We start from the raw sequence: 22,700 nt of genomic DNA, 5'->3' as shown, positions 1-22,700 counted from the left end.
TTTAAACCTTTATAAACACTGGCCATTCATCAGTCGAATACCAGTATTCTCTTTCTGTTCAACCACAGAGTAAGACACCTGGCACTGTTGTGAAGCTGCATTGCCCCATTTCACATTCAGCTTGCCGCTGCCGGACATCCCGGTGAGGTAAACCTGGCCGCTATCGCCAACAATGCTGGCATTTTGGCCATCGGCGTCTGTCACCGTGGCACCAAACGGCACCGGTGCTCCGCCTTGCATCAACATGGTCATCAATACACGCTGACCAACATTCGGCTTAAATTCAGCACGCACTACCGCACCACGAGTTGGGATCACCGTTTGGCTGGTTAGCGTCATATCTACGTCATCCGGCAGCGTCGTGGTATCCAGCCCGGTGATATTTTTGCGATAGGCAGAGGCATAAGGCACCACCGCATAACCCCGCCAGTCGGTGGTCACCCCGGTTTGGTTGGCGATATTGACACCCTTAGCACCCGGCGCTTTCACCAATACCACCGTTTCACCCAGTGACTGCGACAAGGTAAGGCCATTTTCATGCAACATGATCCCCCCCTGTACACCGTAGTTGAGGCGCTGTTGCGAGCGATCATAACCATAACCCAAGTTCACCTGGCCCAAACCGCCGTTATAGCCAACGCTGGCGTTACCACTCGCCCCCTGCCCTTGGCTGGTGTAGCCTTGACTAATGTTGTAGTTCAGATTACCGCTTGGCAGTGCGGTGCCGCCAAGCCCGACCATATTACTGGTCGAACCACGGCGACTGGTATTCATGTTGTAGGTGGCGTAGCTGCTGTTGGTCAGCCATTTGCTTAATGGCACGCTGATGTTTAAGGCAAAGAGCTGGTCGGTAAAATCAGTACGCTCGCCATTACTGTTATAACCATTTTTGCTGTAGGTATAGTTCAGCCCATAGCTGATACCGCTCCAACTGTTGTTGTAGCCCACGCTTGCCGACTGGCTGCGACGATCGTTATTCCAGTAATCTTCACTGACCAGGCTAAGAGAGACAGAACCGGCACCTTCCCACAAGTTTTGGCTCAGCGTCAGTTCAGCACGGCTCTTCTTATGGTCAAGGTAAGGACTGGATCTACCATTGGTATAGGTGTCCAGCGTTTCCTGCAGCGTATAGAACCCTTCTGTTGAATAACGGTAACTCGCCAAACTGAAGTTGGTCCCAGTTTCAACAAAGCTCTTGCCGTAGCGGAGACGGTAAGACTGGCCGCTTTCCTTACCCATATCTTCAGGTTTAGACCAAGCCTGTGTGATGTCAGCAGAAAGCGCACCGATGACACCCATGTTCTGCCCCCAGCCAAGAGCGAGTGACTGGTATTTGCTGGCTGCCTGCACCCCACCATAGATTGTCGCCCCCCACGGCAGGCCGTAAATTCCGGTGCCCTGCGTGAATGGCGTGTTTTCCACATCACTGTTTGATGAACGATATTGACCACTGGTCAGGCTATACTTGAATCGCCCTTCACGTTGTAATACAGGAACAGAAGCGAATGGCACCACCAGCGTCTGCTCACTGCCGTCAGTCTCTTTAATCGACACGTTCAGGTCGCCGCTACCTGCTGTAGGGTAAAGATCCTTGATCTCAAACGCCCCTGGTGCGACATAACTTTGATAAATGATAAAACCGTTCTGACGGATGGTGACTTGCGCGTTGCTACGAGCAATACCGCGCACTACCGGTGAGTAACCTTTCATGCTGTCTGGCAGCATATCGTCATCAGAAGCCAACTGACCACCGCGGAACGGCACACTATCAAATACGTCACTCGGTGAGCTACTTTCCCCCAGTACCAGTTGACTCTTCAGTGCAATAATATCGCGCTGCAAATAGGTATTAATAGAATTCCAGTGACGCTCACCATTAGCATCACGGTTCCAGGTAGAATAGTTGCGCAAGCGCCATGCGCCGAGGTTTGCACCAGAACGGAGGTTAAGGAAATAGGTACTGGTGTTATCGTTGATATTATTGGTGTTGCCTGTACCATCAATACCGTTATTAACAATATTGTTGTTATTGTTGCTATTGCGGCTCCAGTTGTTAGCCCCGGTGAAGTTATAGTTCACCAATAACGCAGGCACCCCCTGATCCCACTTATCCGGTGAAACATAATCACGTGCAGCAAGATTTAACGCAGCCTGAGGAATACTCAGGTCAAGGCGCTGCTGATTAAAACGGAAGGTAGCCGAAGCCTGCGGAATAGCCTGAGCTAAATTAGCGCACTGCCCAGAGGCTTTGAGCGCAGGAAAAGAGTCAACCTTCACGCCCATCGATTCAAGCATGCCACTGCTTAGGCAGGGTTGCAGGCTATTCTTGCCTGTCGCATCTTTCTGCAACGAAAAATCAAGATCGTGAGTGTCGACCATCTGGCCATTCAAATAAACATCAACCCGGTATCTACCTGGAGCCTGAGTACTCCCATCTTCAAAAACCGTTAGGTCAGCCCCACGTTGAGACGGGTTATCAAGTTCCAACAATGCCGGGTTAAAGAAATCGCGCGCCTGTGCACCACCGGAAAGCCCCATTAACATTGCGACCTGACATGAAATCAACAAAGCCAGGGGGGTACGGTTAAATCCACGAGAGCCTAAACGCTTCGGGTTATTCATCCATTTAACTCCATTTATCAGCAGTGCCAGTAGATTCCGGCCAGCCGCGTCCTTTCCCCGTTACTACCTGTACAGGGATTGATTTTAGTTATCTTGACGTGTGCTTTATAAATTCCCGGTGAAGGGGTTACTGGTGCCACCGTAATCGTTAATAATTTCCCAGCTCAAAGCACCACCACTAACTCCCGCAGGCAGCTCAAATCGAGCACTGGACTGCGGTGCAACCATAGTGGCATTTTTAATTTGGTTACCGTTTACTTTAACCTTGAAGAAGGTAACGTAGTACGGTGAAGAGTTGGTAACCTGAACTGCGTTGCCACTGCGTTGCCACGTTAATGCTTTAGCAGCTTCTTCCAGTGAACCCGGCAAGCCCTGAGGACGGTAGATCAACTTAATGCGGGTTTTAATCGCAATTTGCAACGTATTGTCTTTTTTCTCAGCTGACGGAATAGACTTAATGTTCAGCCAATATAAGGATTCTTTATTTGTGGGCAGGTTACCGCCAGCGCGAACTACACGCAGAATATTATCTTGCCCGCCATCCAAGCGGAACAAAGGCGGAGTAATAATAAATGGGACTTTAGAAGTATCGCCGTCTTGAGAATCTACCCAAGATTGAATCAGATAAGGGACTTTGTCAGGGTTACTGATGCCTAAAGAGGATTCTTTTTTTGCGCCATCGTAAATCAGGCGGGTTCCACCAACAATAACTCCCGCCTGAGCCTGCAAGCCAAACGCCAATAATAGCACTGCGACCGTCGCGCTCCGCCAAACTTTCATTTCTTATTACCCACGTAAACCATTGAGAGAAAAGCCAGGGGCGGCATCCCCCCCCTGACCAGGCTTTATACTGCCGTTATTAAATCAGGCAGACAAAACTTATTGATAAACAATGGTAAAGTTGCTAACTGCGTTAGCTGCACCTGGGGTTACAGAGGCTGCAGTTGAAATATAGCTTGCAACGAAGCTCAAAGTATTTATAGCAGTGCCTGGCTGCAATGTCTGAGGAGTAGAGTCCTGATACAGGTTGATCACTTTGTTGTTACCATCAGCGATCTGAATGCCAACCCCTTTAGCAGTAGTAGCAGCGGTAGGGTCAGTTAACTGAAGAATAGAGTTATTATTTGGTACCTGGTTGCCATCAAAACGGACGCTAGCAGCAGTAACGGTATCCGGGCAGTTGCTCAATACAAGAGAAAATCCTTTAGAACCAGATACTGAACCAGCAGATGGGAAAGAAGACGCAGCAATCTTACCCAGATCAACGGTTTGGTTTTTGGTCGAAGTGGAGATATCGCAACCCTGTGGAATGATAGTACCGGTGAAGTTAACCTGACCATCAGCAGCGAACACATTGGCGGTAAACGCGGAGGCAGCTAACACGGCAACGGCGACAAGATTCTTGTTCATACTACTTTTCCTTTAAAATAATGCACTTCTCGCGCACTTGTTTATTTCTGACATAATCCTATGTCATTCCTTTTTATTTAGTTCATTGTCTGGAAGCTACCTCCGTCAATAGGTATTGAGCAGTGCTAACCTTTCCAGCCAAACGATTCATTTTGAACTAAAGTGACTCCTTTAGTTAAATTATCTAAAATGTAATTTTTTTAAATTTATTATCAGAATAATATTCTTTTAAATTAAATAAAATAGTCATAAACTCTGAATGGAAAGGAAAGTTCTTTTGCGGATGGGCATGGCCTTGCAAAAATTGAGAAAAAACTTAGATCTTCCTAAGAATTTTTTAAGCAGAATAAATTGATTAACCCATTGTTTTAATTTAATTTTTAACGAAAAGGAAAAATATTAAATCGTTATTGTTGACATTATTTTGGGGCATCCTTAGAGTATGTTGCAATTTAGTTCAAAGTGACTCATTAGACATATTTAATTACGTACTAATCACCATACTTCTTTAAACCTTCTAGCGTTGCTTGCTGTGTATAACACAGTATTTTGAATGTTCCTATGGCCAAGAAAATCCTGAATCAAGCGCGTATCTATTCCTCTATCTGCCAATGCAAAACCACAGCCATGACGAAGCATGTGTGGGTGAGCATTTACTTCTAAATTTGCTGCCTCGCTGTAATTACGAATTAACCAATAGATTCGCTGACGTGATAAACGCGAACCTCGGTTAGAAAGAAACAACCATTCGCTATCAGCCCCTCGGTAATACTTTCTTTTTGCCATCCAACGCTGTAAGCATTTCCTCTCACGGACATACAAGGGGTGAATGGTAGAAAAGCCATTCTTCAACCGATGGATATAGATATTGCCCCCATCAAGATCGATATCAGACAGCCGCCAACTGTTGATCTCACTCACTCGACATCCATGGATAAAACACATCCAAATCAAGCAATAATCGCGTTCAGGATTCTTACCCCTTAGGGTTGCTTCAAGCAGCCTTTCCACCTCAGAAGGTGTTAAATGCTTACGACTGGTCATAGTACCTCGTTAATCTTTACAAAGAAAAATGTGGATTGCTTTTTCCTTTGTCATTTCCACAGTAACATTCAGGAGCGTTAACTCCTGCCTCCGGATAACATCCTGAATCCTGAATCCTGAATAGAGTATAGCCGATAAGCGTAAATGTAACAGCCACGATATTAGTCCGCTTAAAATACCCGCGCACAAACTTAAGCATTACTCATGTTAAATCCAGATAAAAAGGGCTAAACTAAAATTAGCAAGTTAACTAATTTTTATACATAATGGTTAAAAAACATAAAGAAGAATAGATATAAGCAAATAGAAAAAGTGAATTAACACTAATACTCCCCTCCAAATAAAAAACTCAGAGGCAATATTATTATCTATTAAAACACTCACAATTGGATTAAATCACCACAAAAATTAAAAACAAGACAATTCCAGAAAAAATACCAGAATCATCCTTAAAGCTTGTAACGATAACCTATATCCACCTTCCCAGTGTGTGGTCATTTCTAGGGAGGTAATCACCAAATCAGTACAGGTTAGTTACTATGTCAGAAGAAACACAAAAGAAAGGGCCCTCGGTAACAACGCAGAGCGAAAACACCGTCGCTGGGAGAGCACGCTTCAGTGTTATTGATGTTTATTTCGGTTCAGAGCGGATAAGTGTATACCCATCATACTTCAAGTTGTATGAGGTTGGCTGCACGACTCGGCACATACCTAACCCCCTGCAGATCGCTGCAAGCCACTTGCATGATGTAAAATATAGATTCTATTGATTGCATTGCCTCAGCGCCCATTGGGTGACGATGGGCGCTGAAGCGAGCAACCAGTGCTAAAAACCCTGTGAGGCCTGTAGCCACATGTGCGGCTGGCCATCCCGTTGACTGTCACTGTCATCGGGGTGATTCACCCGCCACGCCAGTTGCAGCGAAACCTGGCGTTTATCACCAAACCAGCTGGCACCGGTTCCCAGCGCGCCGCGCCGCTGGTGGTTTTTATCCATCGTCCATGGCGACTTACTGGTTTTCACTCCACCGTAATCAAAGAAGGTTTTCCACTGCCAGGCCGGGGTTATCGCGTAACGCAATTCCAGATTGGTCAGCCAACCCCGATCGCCACTGGTGTTGCCAGAAGCGTAAGCACGCACGCCGTTGACGCCCCCCAGCGAAAATTGCTCTGAGGAGTCGAGGTTTTTCGACGCCAATTGACCACTGAACTGACCATAGACACTCCAGCGTTCGCTGAGCATCTGTAGGCGTAGTGCGGTCAGATTAAACTTGCTGAAGTTGCCCGCAGTGCGCGCGGTTTTGCTGTCGTTCTGTGCGGTGAACGGATCGGTAATCTCCAGATGGCCGTTGCTGACGCTGGCAGAAACAAAATTCAAGCCACCGCCACCAACGCTATCCTGGCCGTTGGCACTGAGGCTGGCCGTCCACAGCTGGCTGTTTTTGTGGCTTTTACTGTCGAATAAATCGATATCATCCCGCAGCCGTTTGTCGTCAAACTGCAGTTGGCCGCTGAGAGTCAGGGTTCGGCTTCTGTACAAGGGGTGAGAAACATAGGCACTGGTGGTGCGGGCATTACCGTGTGCGTCCAAGTCGGCAAAGTCTTTGCCCAGCGAGTAATCCATATTGGAGTAAGAAGCGCCTACGCGAGTAAACCAGCGATTAACCGGAGCATCGTACGACAGAAAGTAATAATACTGCCGCGCATCGCTGGCCAAACCGCGCAGGCGCAGGCGATCTCCCAAGCCCAACGGACTGTTAACCGAGACATCGGCATTCAAGCGGTTTTTGCCGGTATATTTGCCGCCATAGTTATCCAGATCGAGATTGCCGCTAAACAAAGGGGCGGGTTTGGCCTCCACCAGCAGATCGGCGGCTCCGGCTTTTTTGCTGGTGAGCAGGGTCGAGCGGGCCTGCACGCCGGGGGTATCGTTCAGCAGCAGTAGGGTTTGCTGCAGTTGACCGGCGTTAATCGCGGCATCTGGCGTAATCCGGCCAATCAGGCGCTTCAAGGTAGCATCAGAAAGGCGCGAACTGTTGTCGGTTTTGATCTCGCCATAGTGCGCTTCCAGTATCGCGATCTTGACCACGCCCTTTTCAACTTCTTGTTCTGGAAGATAGGCCCGATTGAGCACATAGCCACGCTGCTGATAATAGGTAGTGATACGCTGCGCCGCTTCATAAAGTTGCGGCAGCGTGAGTTCACGGCCGGTGTATTCCTGCAATTGCGCCAGCAGAATCGCATTGGGGAACAGGGTGTTGCCGCTCAGGGTAAAAGTATTCACCTTGACCGTCGGCTGTTCAGCGCTGGCGGGCTGAGCCGGTGCCGACGTGGGCGGAGTGGGTAAACCCAGTTCTGGAGTGGTTGAAGGTGCCAGAGTTGGCCGACGGGTATCGATCTCACGCAGGCTTTGCCCAGCATCCGGTATATTTGGCGTTGCCGCCTGTACGTTGCTGAATCCCAGTAATAGGGGGAGCAAGGGCCAGATATTGTGTGGCCGGGAGTCTTTTTTATTGTTTGTCATTATATTGTCAAATCAGGTGACGCTGGATAGCCAGCTATAGGCAATAAAAAGCCTGGCTTGCGCCAGGCTGAATTTTGGGTGTTACAGGCCGCAGTATGACTGCCCAGTACAGGCTTTGCCGTTTACGGTGCCATAACCGTAGGAGTTGGTGATACTAGAACTAAAATCGCTATTGATGTCACCGACAAGTGAGCCAACCTTCGTATTGTATCGTCCCTCACTAGCGATCACATCCCCCGTAGAATAGGAATTATTAATATTCACACCCACAAGTCTACCCACAAGACCACCAGCAATCATCTCATACATCGATAAAGTATCAGCAATCAGATTTCCTGAAGCATAAGAGTCACTAATAGTGGATTTCCCAGCATAACCAACCAACCCCCCCATTAATACCATAAGAGCGGAACCATCACTGTTATGAATTACATCACCTGTTGCATAAGACTTAATAATCGTTGCCTCAAAGATACTACCTATCAACCCACCGAATAATAGATTACCGCTAACTAGACCAGTAGCATATCCATTACTCAGGAATGACACCTGATAACCAGCAGTATCCATCTCTCCAAACAATCCACCTACATTACTTATCCCCTTAACATTCCCCGTAGCATAAACATCGCTGAATACACCACGAGCAGTACCAACTAATCCCCCAACATTACTTGCAGCAGATACATTACCGGTTGCATATGAGTTACTGATCCCTCCGTCAAAGACAATTCCGACCAACCCGCCAGCATGGTCTCCACCAGTGACATCAACTGCAGCATAGGCATTATCAAGCTGGCCTGATAATGAAGCTATCAGACCACCAGTATTGGTTTGTTGTCCATGTGGGGAGTTATTTTTTACTGTCCCAGTAACATATACGTTACTAATATTACTTGAAGCCCCTCCAATCAATCCACCGATTTGAGAATAGTCAGACGTTTTACTGGCATTAACAGTAATATTAACATTCTTAGCATAGACATCATGAATAAGTCCCCCATATTGCCGACCAACAAGACTACCTACATAATAATTTATAGGCTGAACACTATCTATATGCACAGGATTGATATCTGTATCAATCAGTCCTACGTTACGGATCTCACCCATAGAGGTTCCAAATAAACCTATATAACTCATAGAGTAATATGCAGAAGAATCATAGGTACTGATAGGTGTTTGTTTTATGGTCAACTGGTTGATGGTATTCCCCAATCCTGAAAAAATACCACTAAAAGAGTTCCCATCATTAAAACTAGCACTGCTCCCCACAGGCCTAAACCCTGCCCCCTGCGCCGTTGAACTGGCATCGATGGTATTGCCCAGCACATAGTAGCCCGCCAGATCGTTTTCCATCGCCTGTAGCTGGGCCACATTCTGGATCACGGTATAGCTTTGGCCATTATTGCTGAAGCTGGCACCCTGGCCGGAAAGGGTAACGCTTTTCCCTTTAGCCAGCACATAGTCGCCGCCTTCAATAAAGGCTACGCCCGCATTTTTGCCGGTGGCTTTCAGGTTGGCATTCAGCACAATGTTATCCTGTGCCGCCAGCAGCAACTGATTGGCCGTGCTCCAACTGACGTCGTTGTCCAACGTCAAGTCACTGCTATTGCTGATCAGTTCCACATTGCTGGTGCGCAGGCTATTAGTGACCGCACGTGCCGAGACTTTGTTGCTGCTGGTGCTGTCATTCACGTTCAGCTTGTCGGCAGCCACGGTCCAGGTACCGGTCTGGCCGCCAAAGCCGCGGGTATCCACACTGGCACTGGCGTTAACATTCACCGACTGGCCGCTGGTTTCAATATTACCGCCGTTACCTTGGTCAGCAACGCTGGCGTCCAGAATGCCGTCCACGTTAACCCCCCCCTGCTGGCCACCGCTCAGCACGATCTTGCCTGCTTTATTACTCAGGGTTTGTGCCTGGATCGTACCGGTGTTATTCACCACGGTTTGCAGCACGTTGCTGTTAGCATAGGCAGCGCTCATCACCACCTGGCCGCCATCGGCTTGGATAAAACCGCTGTTTTCCGCCAGCGCATTGGCCGCCGCGCCGGTGACCTGAATATTTACCAGCCCATCACCGCCAAAGTCCAGGGTGGTGGCTTTACCGGCTGCCAGCTTCACGCTGCCAAGATTGGCCTGAATATTCCCCTGGTTGCTGACCTGGCCGCCCAATAACACTACCGCCCCGCCGTCTTTGGCAGTGATGGTGCCCTGGTTGACTACGCTGGCTGGGCTGTTACCGCCGCTGAAATTGTACTTGCCGAGAGAGAAGTTGGTGGTGGTCAAATCCTGAGTAGATGCCACCAGCCCGCCGACGTTCACTTGCGCATTGCTGCCAAACAGCACGCCATTCGGGTTGACCAGGAATACCCGGCCATTGGCGTTCAATTGCCCCATCACTTTGGAGCCTTCGGTGCCCACCACCCGGTTTAATGCAATCGAGTTACTGCTCGGCTGTTGAAAATTGACCTTGTTACCTTCGGCGATATTAAAGCTCTGCCATTCAATCGCCAGCTTGTCACTGCTTTGGCTGATTTGCATTTGCTGGTTGGTGGGCTGGCTGATGGTACCGGAACCAAACTTCACCACACCACTGGCAGGCAGATCGGCCGCGTAGCAGGAACTGAACGCCAGGCTGCCCAGAATAGCAAGCGTGAGGCGGTTTAATGAGGTATTGCCTATCGAGCTAATTATTTTACTCATGAATAACATCTCCATCCAAGGAAATAGGAACAATTTGGATTAAATTAATTTTAACTCTGGATAATAAACGGCGGATTAAATACCTGCTACAGAAGCCGTTCTTTGACATAAAAAACAAAAAGCAGGCAAAAACAATCTAATAGAACTCCTTTGCAATGTCTATTTTTTTAACCCTGCGCCTACCTCCCTTGCCTATAAATAATGGCGCCCAGGTAATTAATTATAACCAGCATCAATGAAACCATAGTAATCGCCACTATATTTCTTCAGGTGACTCAGCAGGATTTTAAATATATTATGCTTTAATTAACCCAATCCTAATCGACATTACTCTGCATAGAAAAACAACAAAAATCCATCGGCATGATAAAAACACAATAAAATCAATAAATAAAAAACAAAGCAGCGGCAAGTCAATTTACTGATAAATAACGTTTAAGTCAAAAAATCAAAGTATAAGTGTCGAAAAAACAAGGCAAGAATAATCCCAACAAAAACGCCAACCCATAAAAAAAGACAAATTAAAAACAACAATAAAAACCAATTAATTACGAACAACCATTAATACATTAACAATAATTTACAGGATTAAGCTTGTTTATAAACAAGAAAAAACCCGCAATTAAAAAACTTTCATTCATCAGTGAAAAATATCAATGCAGCCATGCTTACCCATAGCAAGATATTGGCAGTGAGCACCGCAAAATTTGTTGGCTATCGGAATAGACGAGATTAAAAAAGAAGAGAGGGACGGTGAGATCTCCCCAATACAGCAATAGGCGAGTCATACTTCGAGCTGTATGGGTCTTGGCTACATTGCTCGCCCCATCGGGAATGCTGCAGCCACCTGCATACAACTCGAATTATTTAGAGTCTGGGTAAAACACGAGATCAAACGGTTAAACCGCCATCGAGTACCAGGGTTTGCCCGGTCATATAGCGACTGTCATCGCCAATCATAAACGCCGCCGCGCGAGCCACCTCATTGGCTTTACCCAAACGACGCAGTGGAATTTGCTTGCGCAGCGCTTTCAATGCCTCGGCGGGGATCGCATCCGTCATGTCGCTTTCAATAATGCCCGGCAGCAGGCAATTGACCCTGATACCAAAGCGTGCCACTTCCAGCGCCAACGATTTGCCCATGCCAATCATCGCCGCCTTGGTGGCAGCATAGGCCGTTTGCCCAATGTTGCCTTTGATCCCTGAGACAGAAGACATTAAGACCAATGCCCCCTCCCCCTGCGCCAACATGGCTGGCAACAGGTGCCGGTTCCAATAGAATATGGCATTCAGATTGGTCTCCATCACCTGCCGCCAGTTGTCGCCGTTTTGCTGAATATGCAAACCATCCAGCGTAATACCCGCATTATGGATCACCGCAAAAGGCGCGCCCAAACGCGCCAGCAGCTCGGGAGCAACCCGATTAACGGCCTCTTCATCACTGCCATCACAGACGCAACTTTCTACCCAGCCGGGTAAACCGGCGCAGGCTTCAATCACCTCAGCACTCTGCGCATGGCTACTGCGGCAGGTAAATACCACATTCCACTGTTTGGCCAACTCTTCCACCAGCGCACGGCCAATGCCCCGGCTGCCGCCGGTAACCAATACCCATTGTTTAGTCATAGCGTTAGTCTTGCTGCTCTACCAAATATTGACACAGTTCGCCCAGCGTCATTTCCGGCTTATCGATAAACATTTCAGCGGTGAGCGTCACACCAAACTCACGCTTGGCCAACACCATCAATTCGACATAGTCCAGGCTATCCAGCTTCAGCTGGTGCAGAGGCATTTCTGGCGATAAATCGGACATCTCCAGATCTTTCGCATCACAAATCATTTCGCAAACGGTGCTGTAAACCTGTTCGTACTTTTCCATTTTTATATCCTTATTTAATTACCGGCCAACGGCCATGTTTTCAATGTGACTGCGGTCGTTATCAGCGGCTGCTGTTGCACTCTGGCCTGGATCTCGGTGCGTAATACAAAACCGCCTTCTCGGTTGCCCATGATTAACATCGGCTGAATGGCGTAATCCACATGATCCACCAGGTGAAAATGCGCGTCTGGGCTCAATAATTTCGCGCTGAAGTGGGTTTCATGATGCGTCTGCACTACCGGGATCTGGGCAAACACCTCGATCAGCGTTGCCGCCGTCAGCTCTGGCAATGTCTCTGTCACCATGGCCAAGGTTTCGGGTGACTTCACTACCAGTTGGAACAGCAACGCATCGAAGAACCCCCAGGTTTGAGCAGCGTCTGCCGCATCCCCTGGGAATTGCTGACTAAGCGCCATCACCTCTGCCAACGCTAACCGATGTTCCTGCCCACCATTCACCTGCACCAACGGCTGAGCCGCCGTCAACTTACTGCTGAAACAGATTTCCTGTGTGGCACTGTCAAGCAACTTGCCGGTGACCTGCGAACCCTTCTCCGTAATCTGTAACTGGTAGGGGGTATGGCAAAGCACCGGGTGACGCAGACGCGTGCTGAAGCTATAAAAATCTTCCTTTGGCGTTGCCGCAAGCAGCGCTGCGCTCAGGTGCCGTTTCATATCCAGCATGGCGCGCATGCCGTGAACGCTCAGTTGCTCAGCCCCCATGTTGCGCACGTACTGCAGGTCAAAATGGATCGGGTTGTAATCCCCGGAAAAGGCCGCCCACTCTTCTGCATCACGCACGCTATAGTTGAGGATCATGCTCATGCCTGCCCGATCACCAAAGCGGCATTGGCACCGCCAAAACCAAAACTCAGATTCAACGTATTCTGCAACTTAGCCGGGCGATGTCCCTCGCTGATATAATCCAGATCGCAGGCCGGATCGGGATTGTTCAGGTGGCAAGTGGCAGGCATCAGCTGATGCTGTAATGCCTGCAGGCAAATGATGGACTCAAAACTACCTGCGGCAGCGATCAGGTGCCCAGAGTAGGATTTGGTGCTGGAAAGCGGTGTGGAATAAGCCGCTTCACCTAATGCGAGCTTGATCGCTTCGGTTTCGTTCAGATCGTTAAGCGGCGTTGAGGTGCCATGCGCATTGATATAGTCAATCTCGGTAGCCGCCAAGCCAGCCTGTTTCAACGCATACTGAATGGTTTTTACCCTGGCAATCTTGTCGTCAGCAGGCGCAGTGAAATCGAAGGCATCAGAATAGTTACCATACCCTTTGATCTCACCCAGAATGGTCGCACCGCGCGCCAATGCCGCTTCACGCTCCTCCAGGCACAGCACGGCTGCACCTTCAGACAGCACGAAACCGTTGCGATCAAGGCTGAATGGGCAGCAGGCCTTTTTGATATCTTCCTGTTCACGTGCCAACGCACGCAAGACATCAATGTTCCAAACCGTAAGGTCAGCACGTAAAGACTCACCAGCCCCGGCCAGCATCATGGATGCTCGCCCGCTGCGGATCACTTCAAAGGCATCGCCAATGGCGATAGTACCCGTGGCGCAGGCTGCAATCGGTGAGTTTTGGTAACCACGTAGGCCCCAGTAAAGGCTACAGGCCGCCGTGGCGACGTTCGGCATACTCATGAAACAGCCAAACGGCGATCCCAACCCGGTACTGAGGTAAGAATCATAATTCACGATCGTTTCATCCTGGCCGGCCCAGCCGCTGCCGATGATGGTGCCACAATCCAGCAAGTCGTAATAATCCGCCGGGCTCGCGCTGTTAAACGCCATCTCCATCGCTTCACGTGCGGCCCCCAGCACCAGGCGGGCAAAGCGTGGCAGGCGGCGGCGGATCGCGGCGGGGATCCCTTTCAGGTTAGGCTCGTCATCAATCAGCCCCATGAAACATGACTGGATCCCGGCCTGGGATTTATCGATATGACGGTAACCAACCTGATAGTCCATCATTGCCGCCCAACTTTGCGCCGCATTCATCCCCATGGGAGTCACTGCGCCATATCCGGTAACCACTACACGACGTGGCAACGCGTTACTATTCATGATTTATTCCTTTCCTATCATTGTCTTTTTCCACGCCGCCGCCCAATGCCAACCACAGCGTCATGGTGGCGTTGAGGTAGTTGTACTGCAGTTGCGACAGATTGATTTTGCTGTTCAGCAGGGCATCTTCAGCATCCAAGAGTGCCTGGAAGGAAATAGCTCCCGCTTCATATTGGCTTTTCGCCAACGCCCAACGCTGCTCAGCAAGCTGCAGATTCTGTTGCTGATTAGCGCGCTGTTGTTGATAACTCAGGCGCTGCGTCATGGCGTTATCCACATCCGACAGGGCGTTGTAGACCTTGCTACGAAACGTGATCGCCGCCTGCTGCACGTCCAGATCCGATTTCTCGATGGTCAACTGCACCGTATTCCACTGCACAAACGGCAGTGCGGCATTAGTGCCCAGCGTTCGGTACGGGTTACTGAACCACTGCTGGAAAATAGCGCTGCCCGCGCCCAGCGTGGCACTCAGCGACAGCGTTGGGTAGAAGCTCAGGCGTTCAACGTCGGAACCGGCCAAGGTCGCGCGCAAACGAGCCTCGGCAGCTTGAACGTCTGGGCGGCGGGAGATCACGTCCAGCGGCAGCGTCTGGGCGATAGGGACGTTTTGCGTGACATCCAATGACGCCCGCTCAGGCTGACGATCGTTCGGTGAACGGTTGAACAAGATCGCCATGGCGTTGCGTGCCGCTTCGCGCTGTTGCAGCAGGTTCTGGTATTGGTTTTGACGATCGAGCAGCGATTGCTGCGCCTGTAACAGCTCGATCTGCCCGGCGCTACCGGCCGCATAGCGTGACTGCACGATCTCCAGCGTTTGCTTGCCAATCTCCAGGCCCGCCTGCTGATGCACTATCTGCTGATTAACGTTGGCAATCTGCCAGTAAAGCTGTGCGGTGGTACCAATCAGCGTTAACGCCGTGTTCTGCCGGTCCTGTTCTGATGCTTTGACCAGCCATTCGGCCTGCTCACGCGCACGTGCCAGTTTCCCCCACAGATCCAGCTCATAACTCAGGCCAACCGAAGCACTGTAAGCCTCCACAGGCTCCCGGTTTTCCCGCAGATTCTTGGTGTTGCTGGCACCGCCATTTACCGCAACATTCGGCGTCAGGTTGGTGTTGGTCAACCCGGCGGCCAAGCGCGCCTGCCGCAGTTGCAAACCGGCGATCGCCAGATCGTTGTTGCTGGTCAGCACCCGGCCGATCAGCATCGAGAGCTGCGGATCGTTGAAGTTATCCCACCAGTGATCGGTTTGCTTAAGAAAACCCGAACCGGTGTCTTGCACCCGCCACTGCTTCGGCACCGACAACATTGGCTGTTGATAATCACTTTTCACTAAGGAGCCGCAGCCGGTCAGCAAGAGTGAGATCGTTATGGCTAGAGAAATTTTATTCATCATTACTCGCGCGCCAGCGCCTCCGTCGGGTGAAGACGCGCCGCGTTGCGCGCAGGGAAAAAGCCGAACCCCAGGCCGATCAGCGCAGAAAATCCGCAGGCGAGCACGATGGGTGGCCAGGTGAAAATCATGGTGAATTGCTGCGTAACCTGAGCAAAAATCAATCCGGCGATCCCGGAGCCAATGATGCCAATCATCCCGCCCAGCGAGCAGATCACCATGGCTTCAATCAGGAACTGACGCATAATGTCAGCCGGGCGCGCGCCAACGGAAAGACGAATACCGATCTCATGAGTCCGCTCGGTAACCGAAACCAGCATGATGTTCATCACGCCGACCCCGCCCACCAGCAGCGAGATGCCCGCAATGGCGGTAATCAGCAGCGACATTGAATCCGACGCTTTGCGCATGGTCTCAGTCATCTGATCGTTGGTCTGAGTGAAGAAATCACGCTGACCATGCGCCTGCTCCAGCAAGCGTTCCACGTCAGTTTGTGCTTCACTCAGCGAGAAACCGTCACGTAAACGCAGGGTGATCGATTCAAGCGGCATGTTGCCAGACATACGTTCCAATAATGAGGTATAGGGCATCCACGCCCCCAGCATCATACCGCTGAATTTGCCCCCTTTAGGTTCAGCGACGCCGCCAACCCGATAGGGTGCGCCGGCAAGCTGAATAATCTCCCCTTCAGGCTGTTCATTTTTTGCAAACAGCGTCGAGCGCAATTCGGGATCGATGATGACCACCGGTTCCCGCTCATCGAGATCCTGCTGGGTAAAGCTGTTACCGGAAAGAAAGCGCAGGCCACGCACGCGAAAATAGGCGTCACTGATGCCGGAGAGCGATACATACACCTCTTTCCCCCCGCGCACGGCCGTCACGCTGTTGCTGAACACCGGGGAAACGCTGTCAACATAGGGCTGACGCGCCAACAGCTCAACGTCCGACAGCTTCAGAGAGCGGGCAAAATCAGGGCGGGGTTTATCCCAACCCAAACCAGGGCGGACCTCCAGCGTGCTGGTACCAAGTTGGCTGATTTGCTCAAGAATACTTTGCCGTGCACCTTCGCCGACGGCCATGGACGATACGACGGAAGAAATGCCGATAATAATGCCCAGCATCGACAAAAAGGCCCGCACCCGGTGCCCAAGCAGCGCCCGCCAGGCCATCTTGACCGCCTCTTTGACGCTCTGCCAGAACAGCGCACGCCCGGTGGCTGCGGCTACCGGCATCGCCGGTTTGGTATCCTGTGGCGGTACGGCTTCGTTGTGCCTGTCGGCGATAATTTCACCATCGCTGATTTCAATAATCCGTTGCGCCTGATTGGCAACGTCGCGATCGTGGGTAACGATAATAATGGTGTGGCCGGAATGATGCAGCGAATGCAGGATCCCCATCAGTTCCTGACCGCTGGCCTTATCAAGCGCCCCGGTCGGTTCATCGGCCAGAATGATTTCAGCCCCATTCATCAGCGCACGGGCAATACTGACGCGTTGCTGTTGCCCACCTGAAAGCTGTGCCGGTTTGTACTCCATGCGCTGTTGCAGCCCGAGCCGGGTCAGCAGGTATTCCGCGCGCGTCTGCCGCTCTGCGGAGGGCATCGCCGTGTACAGTGCCGGAATAGCCACGTTTTCAGCGGCGCTCAGGTAAGGCATCAGGTGATAACGCTGAAAAATAAATCCGATGTACTGGCTTCTTAATTGCGCCAGTTGCTCACTGCTGGCCAACTGCGTTGAGATACCCTTGATGCGCATCTCACCTTCTGTCGGCTTATCCAGGCAGCCAATGATGTTCATCAGCGTGGATTTCCCCGAACCGGAAGCGCCGATGATCGCCACCATTTCGCCACGCTGAATAGTCAGAGAAATATTCTTCAGCACCGCGACCGTCTGTAACCCGGAGACAAAGTGGCGTGAGATGCCACGCAGCTCAATCAATGGAGAGCGCTGATCAGCCATGACCTGTGCCCCCCGGTAATACCACGCGCTCACCCACTTTCAGCCCTTCTTTGACTTCCACAAACTGGCTGTCGTTGGCCCCTACGCGGATCCAGCGTGACACCGGCTGATCCCCTTCCATCACCTGTATCTGGTAACGATCTTTCTCCTGCTGCGCACCTAACGCGGTGATCGGTACGCGCAAGGCATTTTTCGCCTGCTCGGTGATGATAAATACCTGTGCAGTCATTGAGGTACGCAATAGGCGCTCAGGATTAGCAATAGCAAAAACGCCATTGTAATAGACCGCTGAAGGCTGCTGATTCGTCGATGTCGATAGATTGTTTTCCTGCAAAGCATCGTTTGGTGCTTCCTGAATCGAGCCCATTACGCTGTCATAACGCTGTTTAGGATCGGCCACCACGTAAAACCACAGCGGCTGCCCAACGCGCACCTTGAGGATATCGGTTTCAGAAATGCGGGTGTGAACCGTCATGGTATCGAGATCCGCCAGCACCAGAATGGTCGGCACGGTTTGCGATGAGACGATGGTCTGCCCTTCCTTGGTGACAATCCCCAGCACTTCACCGTCGATAGGGGCCACAATACGGGTGAAACCCAGGTTGGCTTTAGCCGTTTCCAGTGCCATCTCAGCCTGCACAATCTGTGCTTCGTTAACTTTTAACTGTGCTACCTGCGTCTGGTACAAAGCCTGCGCCTTTTCCAGATCGCTTTTAACGCCGGACCTGTCACGATCCAGCCGCAGTTGGCGATTAAGCTCTTGCTGATACTGACGCAGCGTTGCCTGCGTGACCTGTTTCTGTGCCTGAGCGCTTTGCAGTGCCGCTTCTGATTTGCGTAATTCATTCTGTTGTAACGTTGGATCAATCTCCGCCAGCAACTGCCCGCGGGTAACGCGATCGCCCTGTTTCACATACAGCTTGGTCAACTGCCCGTTAACCTGTGCACCGACGCTCACCTGCAGTGCCGGTTTCAGGATGCCGGTAGCTAGCACGGTTTTCTCTATATCACCTTGTGTCACTACCGCGGTATTGAGTGCCTGAGTCTGCTTAGGTGCGGTGAAATACCAGATCGCCACGCCAACCAGCGCCGCAATCCCCAGCAGACCCATCAACATCAGTATCCGCATCTTTCTTTGACTTGGCGTTTTCATCAGCACACCGCCGCCGTCAGAGTAGGTTGAGGCTCAAACTCCGCAGAAACACGCTCCATACGCCCACTGGACATACGGTAAACACGATCGAACATCGGCAGTACACTTTCACTGTGGGTAACGGTGATCAGCGTTTTATGGTATTCGCGACAGTGCGCTAGCAGGGTGGTCATCACCCGATGTGCCGTGTCTTCATCCAGATTGGCGGTAGGTTCATCTAACACCAGAACCGGGCAATCGCTGTACATCGCGCGTGCCAACAGCAAGCGCTGACGCTGGCCTAATGACAACCCGGCATGGCTTTCACGGATCAGGGCATTCAGGCCACCCGGCAGTTTCTCCACCACCGGGGTCAGGTTCAAGCCCTTGAGAGAATGCTCAATCCGCTGCAGTTTATGTTCATCAAACCCCTCATCAAACAGCGTGATGTTCTGCAACACCGAGGCGTTGAACAGAATATCTTCCTGACTCTGCAGGAAGAACAGGGAATAGACCTGGCGATAGTCGACTGGCTTGCCATCCACTATCACCTCACCTTGCTGCGGAGCCATCAGGCCGGTCATCACTTTCAGCAGGGTGCTTTTGCCTGCGCCAGACTCACCGACTATGGCAATGCTTTGGCCAGGTTCCAGCGACAGCGAGAGATCCTGCAACACCGGCTGTTGGGCATCATAGGCAAAAGCAATATTGTGATAACGCAACTGCGCGGTGAACGCTGGGCTCGGTGCAGGAATAGCATCATCCGCTTCATTGCGCTCTGGCAACGGCGGGAAAAGGTCACGTGCACGGGTGTCGATCACATGAAGCTGGTTTTTCTGCAGAATGGCATAGAAGATTTTGGTGATGTACGAAGTAAAAATCTCACGCACAAAGCTATAGGCAAAGAACTCACCCAGCGTAATCGAGCCGTTTTTCAGCAGCGGTAATGCCAGGAACATAAAGCACACCATCTCCAGGCTGCCAATCATCTGATACAGGCTGCTTTTCACCTGCTCATAAACCTTCTGCTGCTGACGGCAGGTAAACAATGACAGGGCATACTTGGCAAATAGGCTCTTGCGCTGGCTATCCAGGCCGGCCGATTTGATGGTGGAAAACCCCTGGATACTTTCCAGAATAAAATCGCTCTGCTCGGCCGTTTTGACCTGCATCTGCTGCGTGTAGAAACGATCGCGATAGATTGCCCAGACGCTGACCAACCCCATCAGCGTAACGCCAATCCCCGACACCGTTGCCAACAGCGGGCTCATGTAACACATCACCGCCAGTGCGATCGCGCCGATGATCCAGTCGGTACGCAGGCCGTTATCCAACTCAATCTTGATCCCCGAGGCCATTTGCCAGTTGGCAAAACGGCTGAATACCTCACCCGGCGCACGTTTATCGAAAAAGTTCAGCGAATTACTCAGTAAACGCGAGAAACCCGCCACGCTGTTCACCACCACAAAGCGTTTGATAAACCGCTCGGTGATCCAGCGCACGGCAAATGCCAGCGTGGTCGACACCACAAACGCCAGCAGGAAGTAGAAATACGGGAAATCAGTTTCACCCGCCGAGGAGAACACTTTATTAATGGCGCTACTGACCATCGTCGGCATAATGAACAGGGTTAGAGAAATCAGAAACGCCAGCACCATTAGGCGGTAAATACCGGGGATACTTGCGGTTTCTTTCAGGCTCATGCACTCCATGGCGCGCGAGCCCTTGCTACGCTTCACGTTGGCCAGTGCCTGGGGATCGGCCTGCGTTTCGCCGTCCAATACCAACGCATAGCCGCTGATTTCCCGTTTTAAAGACTCTATCGGCAGCAATTGCTGGCCAATCGCCGGGTTCATTACGCAGACGTAATTCCCTTTACGATAAGCCAGTAATACATAGTGGCTGGCACCGTAATGCAGAATGGCTGGCAGCGGTAACTCGGCCAGTTCATCATGTTCAAAGGCCACCGGATAAGCAGGCATCGCCAATTCCGACATAATGGTACACAGCGTGGCCAACGAAGTGCCATGTTGTGAAGCAGGATAGCGTTCGCGCAAACTTTCCAGCGGCGCACTAATACCCTGCGTCTCGGCCATCATGGAGATACAGGCCAACCCACATTCATTCGTTTCGCCTTGAAAAACCAGCGTCGGGATTATCTTTTCCATGATCTGACTTCTTAAATTTCCAGGTTATTCATTGATAAAAAATAACGAATGTGAGTGCCAAAGCAGCCAGTCTTCCGGGTGCCGGGTGATGGATGCTTCAATAATTTCGGGCAACTCCGCTTTCAGTTTGCGGGCTGGTACTGGCGGATAAATATGAATTTTTATTTCTTTGTCATAATACAAATAATAAAAAACCACCTGCGCCGACAGCGCTCTGGCAATACGGATCACCCCGCTGTGCACATTGGCTGGGCGGTCAAATAATCTACAGTGTAATTTTGCGGTCTCGGCCTTACTGGCATTTACGGTGTAATCCGGGGTGATATCCGGGAATATCATAATATTGCGCTGGTGTTCAGTGGCTTCCATAATTGCCGTCATTAAATTGCCAGCAATCGCGCGATTATCATCATGAATAGAGCAGTAAGAGAGATCGACTCCCCCGCGCTGCCGAAATTTTTCGTTATAAATCTCGATGCTGGCAGACACTATCACCGTCGCTTTACCAGGATATGCCGCTCCCCCCACCAACCCCGCCAACATATCGGAAACCATATGCAACGGAGCCAACACCACGGGTGAACCAGACTGATGCAAAGGTTCAACCACGGCGTTAAGCTCGGCTTTACAGCGCTCTAGCTGAGCCATCACCTGTGAATTCTGGCCAAAGGTTGCCGCCAGTTCCAACAGGCGACGGCGCTGGCTGATTTTGACAAAATCGACCTGGCGATCGTCATCAATCAAACATCTTTTATTGGCAGCGGCCACAAAGGCACGCTGTCGCTCTCCCCTATTACTCAACTTGAGCCAGCGGCCTACGGCCGCCAGCCCGAGTAATAGCCGATAATCGCCATACCGCAGCATCCAACAAATCACCCTACCGTGTGCACGGCGGATTGGATTGAAACTCCGCGCTATTTTGGTGAGAGAATTTCTCCAGGCCAAATAAAACCACACGGCAAATAAGCGCATTATTGCTCCAGCGGCTTGTCATGTTGTAACAACGACAGCAGTTTATCGATAAATTCAGGGAATTCTCGATCCTGTTGCGCTAACCATTTCTTATTAACGATAAACGTCGGTGTAGCATTAATTTTGTAATATTTTGACACTTCGGTCATATAATTCAGCAGGTCTTTCACTTGCTGAGACTGGCTGGCTTTGGTGTAGGCAGCCAGATCAATACCATTGTCCTGTAACCAACGATCGCGATTCTGTGTGTTGCTCAGGTCAATTTTATCTTTGATAACGGCTTTATACGCGCTTTCACGGTATTTCGGCTCAATACCCATCACGGTCAGCGTCGCAAACAGTGGTGCTGAATGTGAAAATGCCCCCATTTGATCGCCATTAACGTGCAGGCGGATTAATTTGGAACCTTGCGGCATACGCGCTTCCAACTTATCCACATTTTCTTCGTTAATTGAACAGTAATGGCAAGCATAAGAGAATAACTCGATGATGCTGTTATCGTCCTTTATTGGACTGTTTTGTACCTCTTGAGCGCTCACTGCCTGCAGGCTAGTCTGCTCTGCACCATCACCCGAACTCTGATTAAGAATAAAATAATGGAAATAAGCGGTTGTTATCAGAGAAGATATAACAATCACAAAAAGGGTGTAAGCGATGAGATACAAGGGTTTCTTGAACATAAACAATACGTCCTAAAAAGGCATATTAATTAGCTCTTATAACAGGAGGGACAATCATTGTCTTTTTAGCACGTTTGCGCTGCTTATAATGCCAGCAGCAATCACATCCCTGTCCATTAAAAAGCACAACACTTAAAC

At 50.4% G+C, this 22,700-nt stretch carries 16 protein-coding genes; all 16 read right to left on the bottom strand.

The window, feature by feature from the left end; translation table 11 throughout:
* Positions 1 to 9: 9 nt before the first annotated feature.
* The 16 genes from WG891_RS01170 to WG891_RS01095 all read right to left on the bottom strand — a co-directional run bounded on the left by WG891_RS01170 (position 10) and on the right by WG891_RS01095 (position 22,562).
* Positions 10 to 2,622 (bottom strand): fimbria/pilus outer membrane usher protein, encoded by a 2,613-nt coding sequence (locus tag WG891_RS01170; protein ID WP_337261280.1) that lies wholly within the window; start codon positions 2,620 to 2,622, stop codon positions 10 to 12.
* A 105-nt stretch (positions 2,623 to 2,727) separates the two neighbouring features.
* Positions 2,728 to 3,402 carry a fimbrial biogenesis chaperone gene (locus WG891_RS01165; protein ID WP_337261279.1) on the bottom strand — a complete coding sequence of 225 codons (675 nt, stop codon included), beginning with the start codon at positions 3,400 to 3,402 and terminating at the stop codon, positions 2,728 to 2,730.
* A gap of 99 nt (positions 3,403 to 3,501) precedes the next feature.
* Positions 3,502 to 4,032, bottom strand: coding sequence for a fimbrial protein (locus tag WG891_RS01160; protein WP_337261278.1), 531 nt, complete (start codon positions 4,030 to 4,032; stop codon positions 3,502 to 3,504).
* Between the two features lie 495 nt (positions 4,033 to 4,527).
* The gene (locus tag WG891_RS01155; RefSeq protein ID WP_337261277.1) at positions 4,528 to 5,076 is read right to left on the bottom strand and encodes a tyrosine-type DNA invertase; all 549 of its coding nucleotides are present in this window, start codon (positions 5,074 to 5,076) and stop codon (positions 4,528 to 4,530) included.
* A gap of 826 nt (positions 5,077 to 5,902) precedes the next feature.
* Positions 5,903 to 7,600 carry a ShlB/FhaC/HecB family hemolysin secretion/activation protein gene (locus WG891_RS01150; RefSeq protein WP_337261276.1) on the bottom strand — a complete coding sequence of 566 codons (1,698 nt, stop codon included), beginning with the start codon at positions 7,598 to 7,600 and terminating at the stop codon, positions 5,903 to 5,905.
* Between the two features lie 81 nt (positions 7,601 to 7,681).
* Complete coding sequence (locus WG891_RS01145) at positions 7,682 to 10,318, bottom strand: two-partner secretion domain-containing protein (protein ID WP_337274572.1); 2,637 nt, start codon at positions 10,316 to 10,318, stop codon at positions 7,682 to 7,684.
* Positions 10,319 to 11,200: 882 nt separating this feature from the next.
* Positions 11,201 to 11,935 (bottom strand): SDR family oxidoreductase, encoded by a 735-nt coding sequence (locus tag WG891_RS01140; RefSeq protein WP_337261274.1) that lies wholly within the window; start codon positions 11,933 to 11,935, stop codon positions 11,201 to 11,203.
* Between the two features lie 4 nt (positions 11,936 to 11,939).
* Complete coding sequence (locus WG891_RS01135) at positions 11,940 to 12,188, bottom strand: acyl carrier protein (protein WP_076943627.1); 249 nt, start codon at positions 12,186 to 12,188, stop codon at positions 11,940 to 11,942.
* 14 nt (positions 12,189 to 12,202) lie between these two features.
* Positions 12,203 to 13,006 (bottom strand): hypothetical protein, encoded by an 804-nt coding sequence (locus WG891_RS01130; protein WP_443005998.1) that lies wholly within the window; start codon positions 13,004 to 13,006, stop codon positions 12,203 to 12,205.
* A 2-nt stretch (positions 13,007 to 13,008) separates the two neighbouring features.
* Positions 13,009 to 14,259, bottom strand: coding sequence for a beta-ketoacyl-[acyl-carrier-protein] synthase family protein (locus tag WG891_RS01125; protein WP_337261272.1), 1,251 nt, complete (start codon positions 14,257 to 14,259; stop codon positions 13,009 to 13,011).
* Positions 14,252 to 15,655 (bottom strand): TolC family protein, encoded by a 1,404-nt coding sequence (locus tag WG891_RS01120; RefSeq protein WP_337261271.1) that lies wholly within the window; start codon positions 15,653 to 15,655, stop codon positions 14,252 to 14,254. Before WG891_RS01120 ends, WG891_RS01125 begins: the two co-directional genes overlap by 8 nt.
* Positions 15,655 to 17,610 (bottom strand): ABC transporter permease, encoded by a 1,956-nt coding sequence (locus tag WG891_RS01115; RefSeq protein WP_337261270.1) that lies wholly within the window; start codon positions 17,608 to 17,610, stop codon positions 15,655 to 15,657. The genes WG891_RS01120 and WG891_RS01115 overlap by 1 nt, the downstream gene beginning before the upstream one ends.
* Positions 17,603 to 18,763, bottom strand: a complete 1,161-nt coding sequence (locus WG891_RS01110; protein ID WP_337261269.1) for an efflux RND transporter periplasmic adaptor subunit — start codon at positions 18,761 to 18,763, stop codon at positions 17,603 to 17,605. The genes WG891_RS01115 and WG891_RS01110 overlap by 8 nt, the downstream gene beginning before the upstream one ends.
* On the bottom strand, positions 18,763 to 20,910 hold the full coding sequence (locus WG891_RS01105) for a peptidase domain-containing ABC transporter (RefSeq protein WP_337261268.1): 2,148 nt from the start codon (positions 20,908 to 20,910) through the stop codon (positions 18,763 to 18,765). The genes WG891_RS01110 and WG891_RS01105 overlap by 1 nt, the downstream gene beginning before the upstream one ends.
* 24 nt (positions 20,911 to 20,934) lie before the next feature.
* Positions 20,935 to 21,882: an ABC transporter gene (locus WG891_RS01100; RefSeq protein ID WP_337261267.1), complete on the bottom strand. Its 948-nt coding sequence runs from the start codon at positions 21,880 to 21,882 to the stop codon at positions 20,935 to 20,937.
* Entirely contained in the window at positions 21,882 to 22,562 is a 681-nt protein-coding gene (locus WG891_RS01095; RefSeq protein WP_337261266.1) for a DsbA family protein, read from the bottom strand. Before WG891_RS01095 ends, WG891_RS01100 begins: the two co-directional genes overlap by 1 nt.
* Positions 22,563 to 22,700: the final 138 nt, after the last annotated feature.

Origin of the sequence: Serratia sp. MMO-28, assembly GCF_037199905.1 — a bacterium.
GTDB classification, from domain to species: Bacteria; Pseudomonadota; Gammaproteobacteria; order Enterobacterales; family Enterobacteriaceae; genus Chania; species Chania oryzae.
This window is presented reverse-complemented; position numbering and strand designations above follow the sequence as displayed.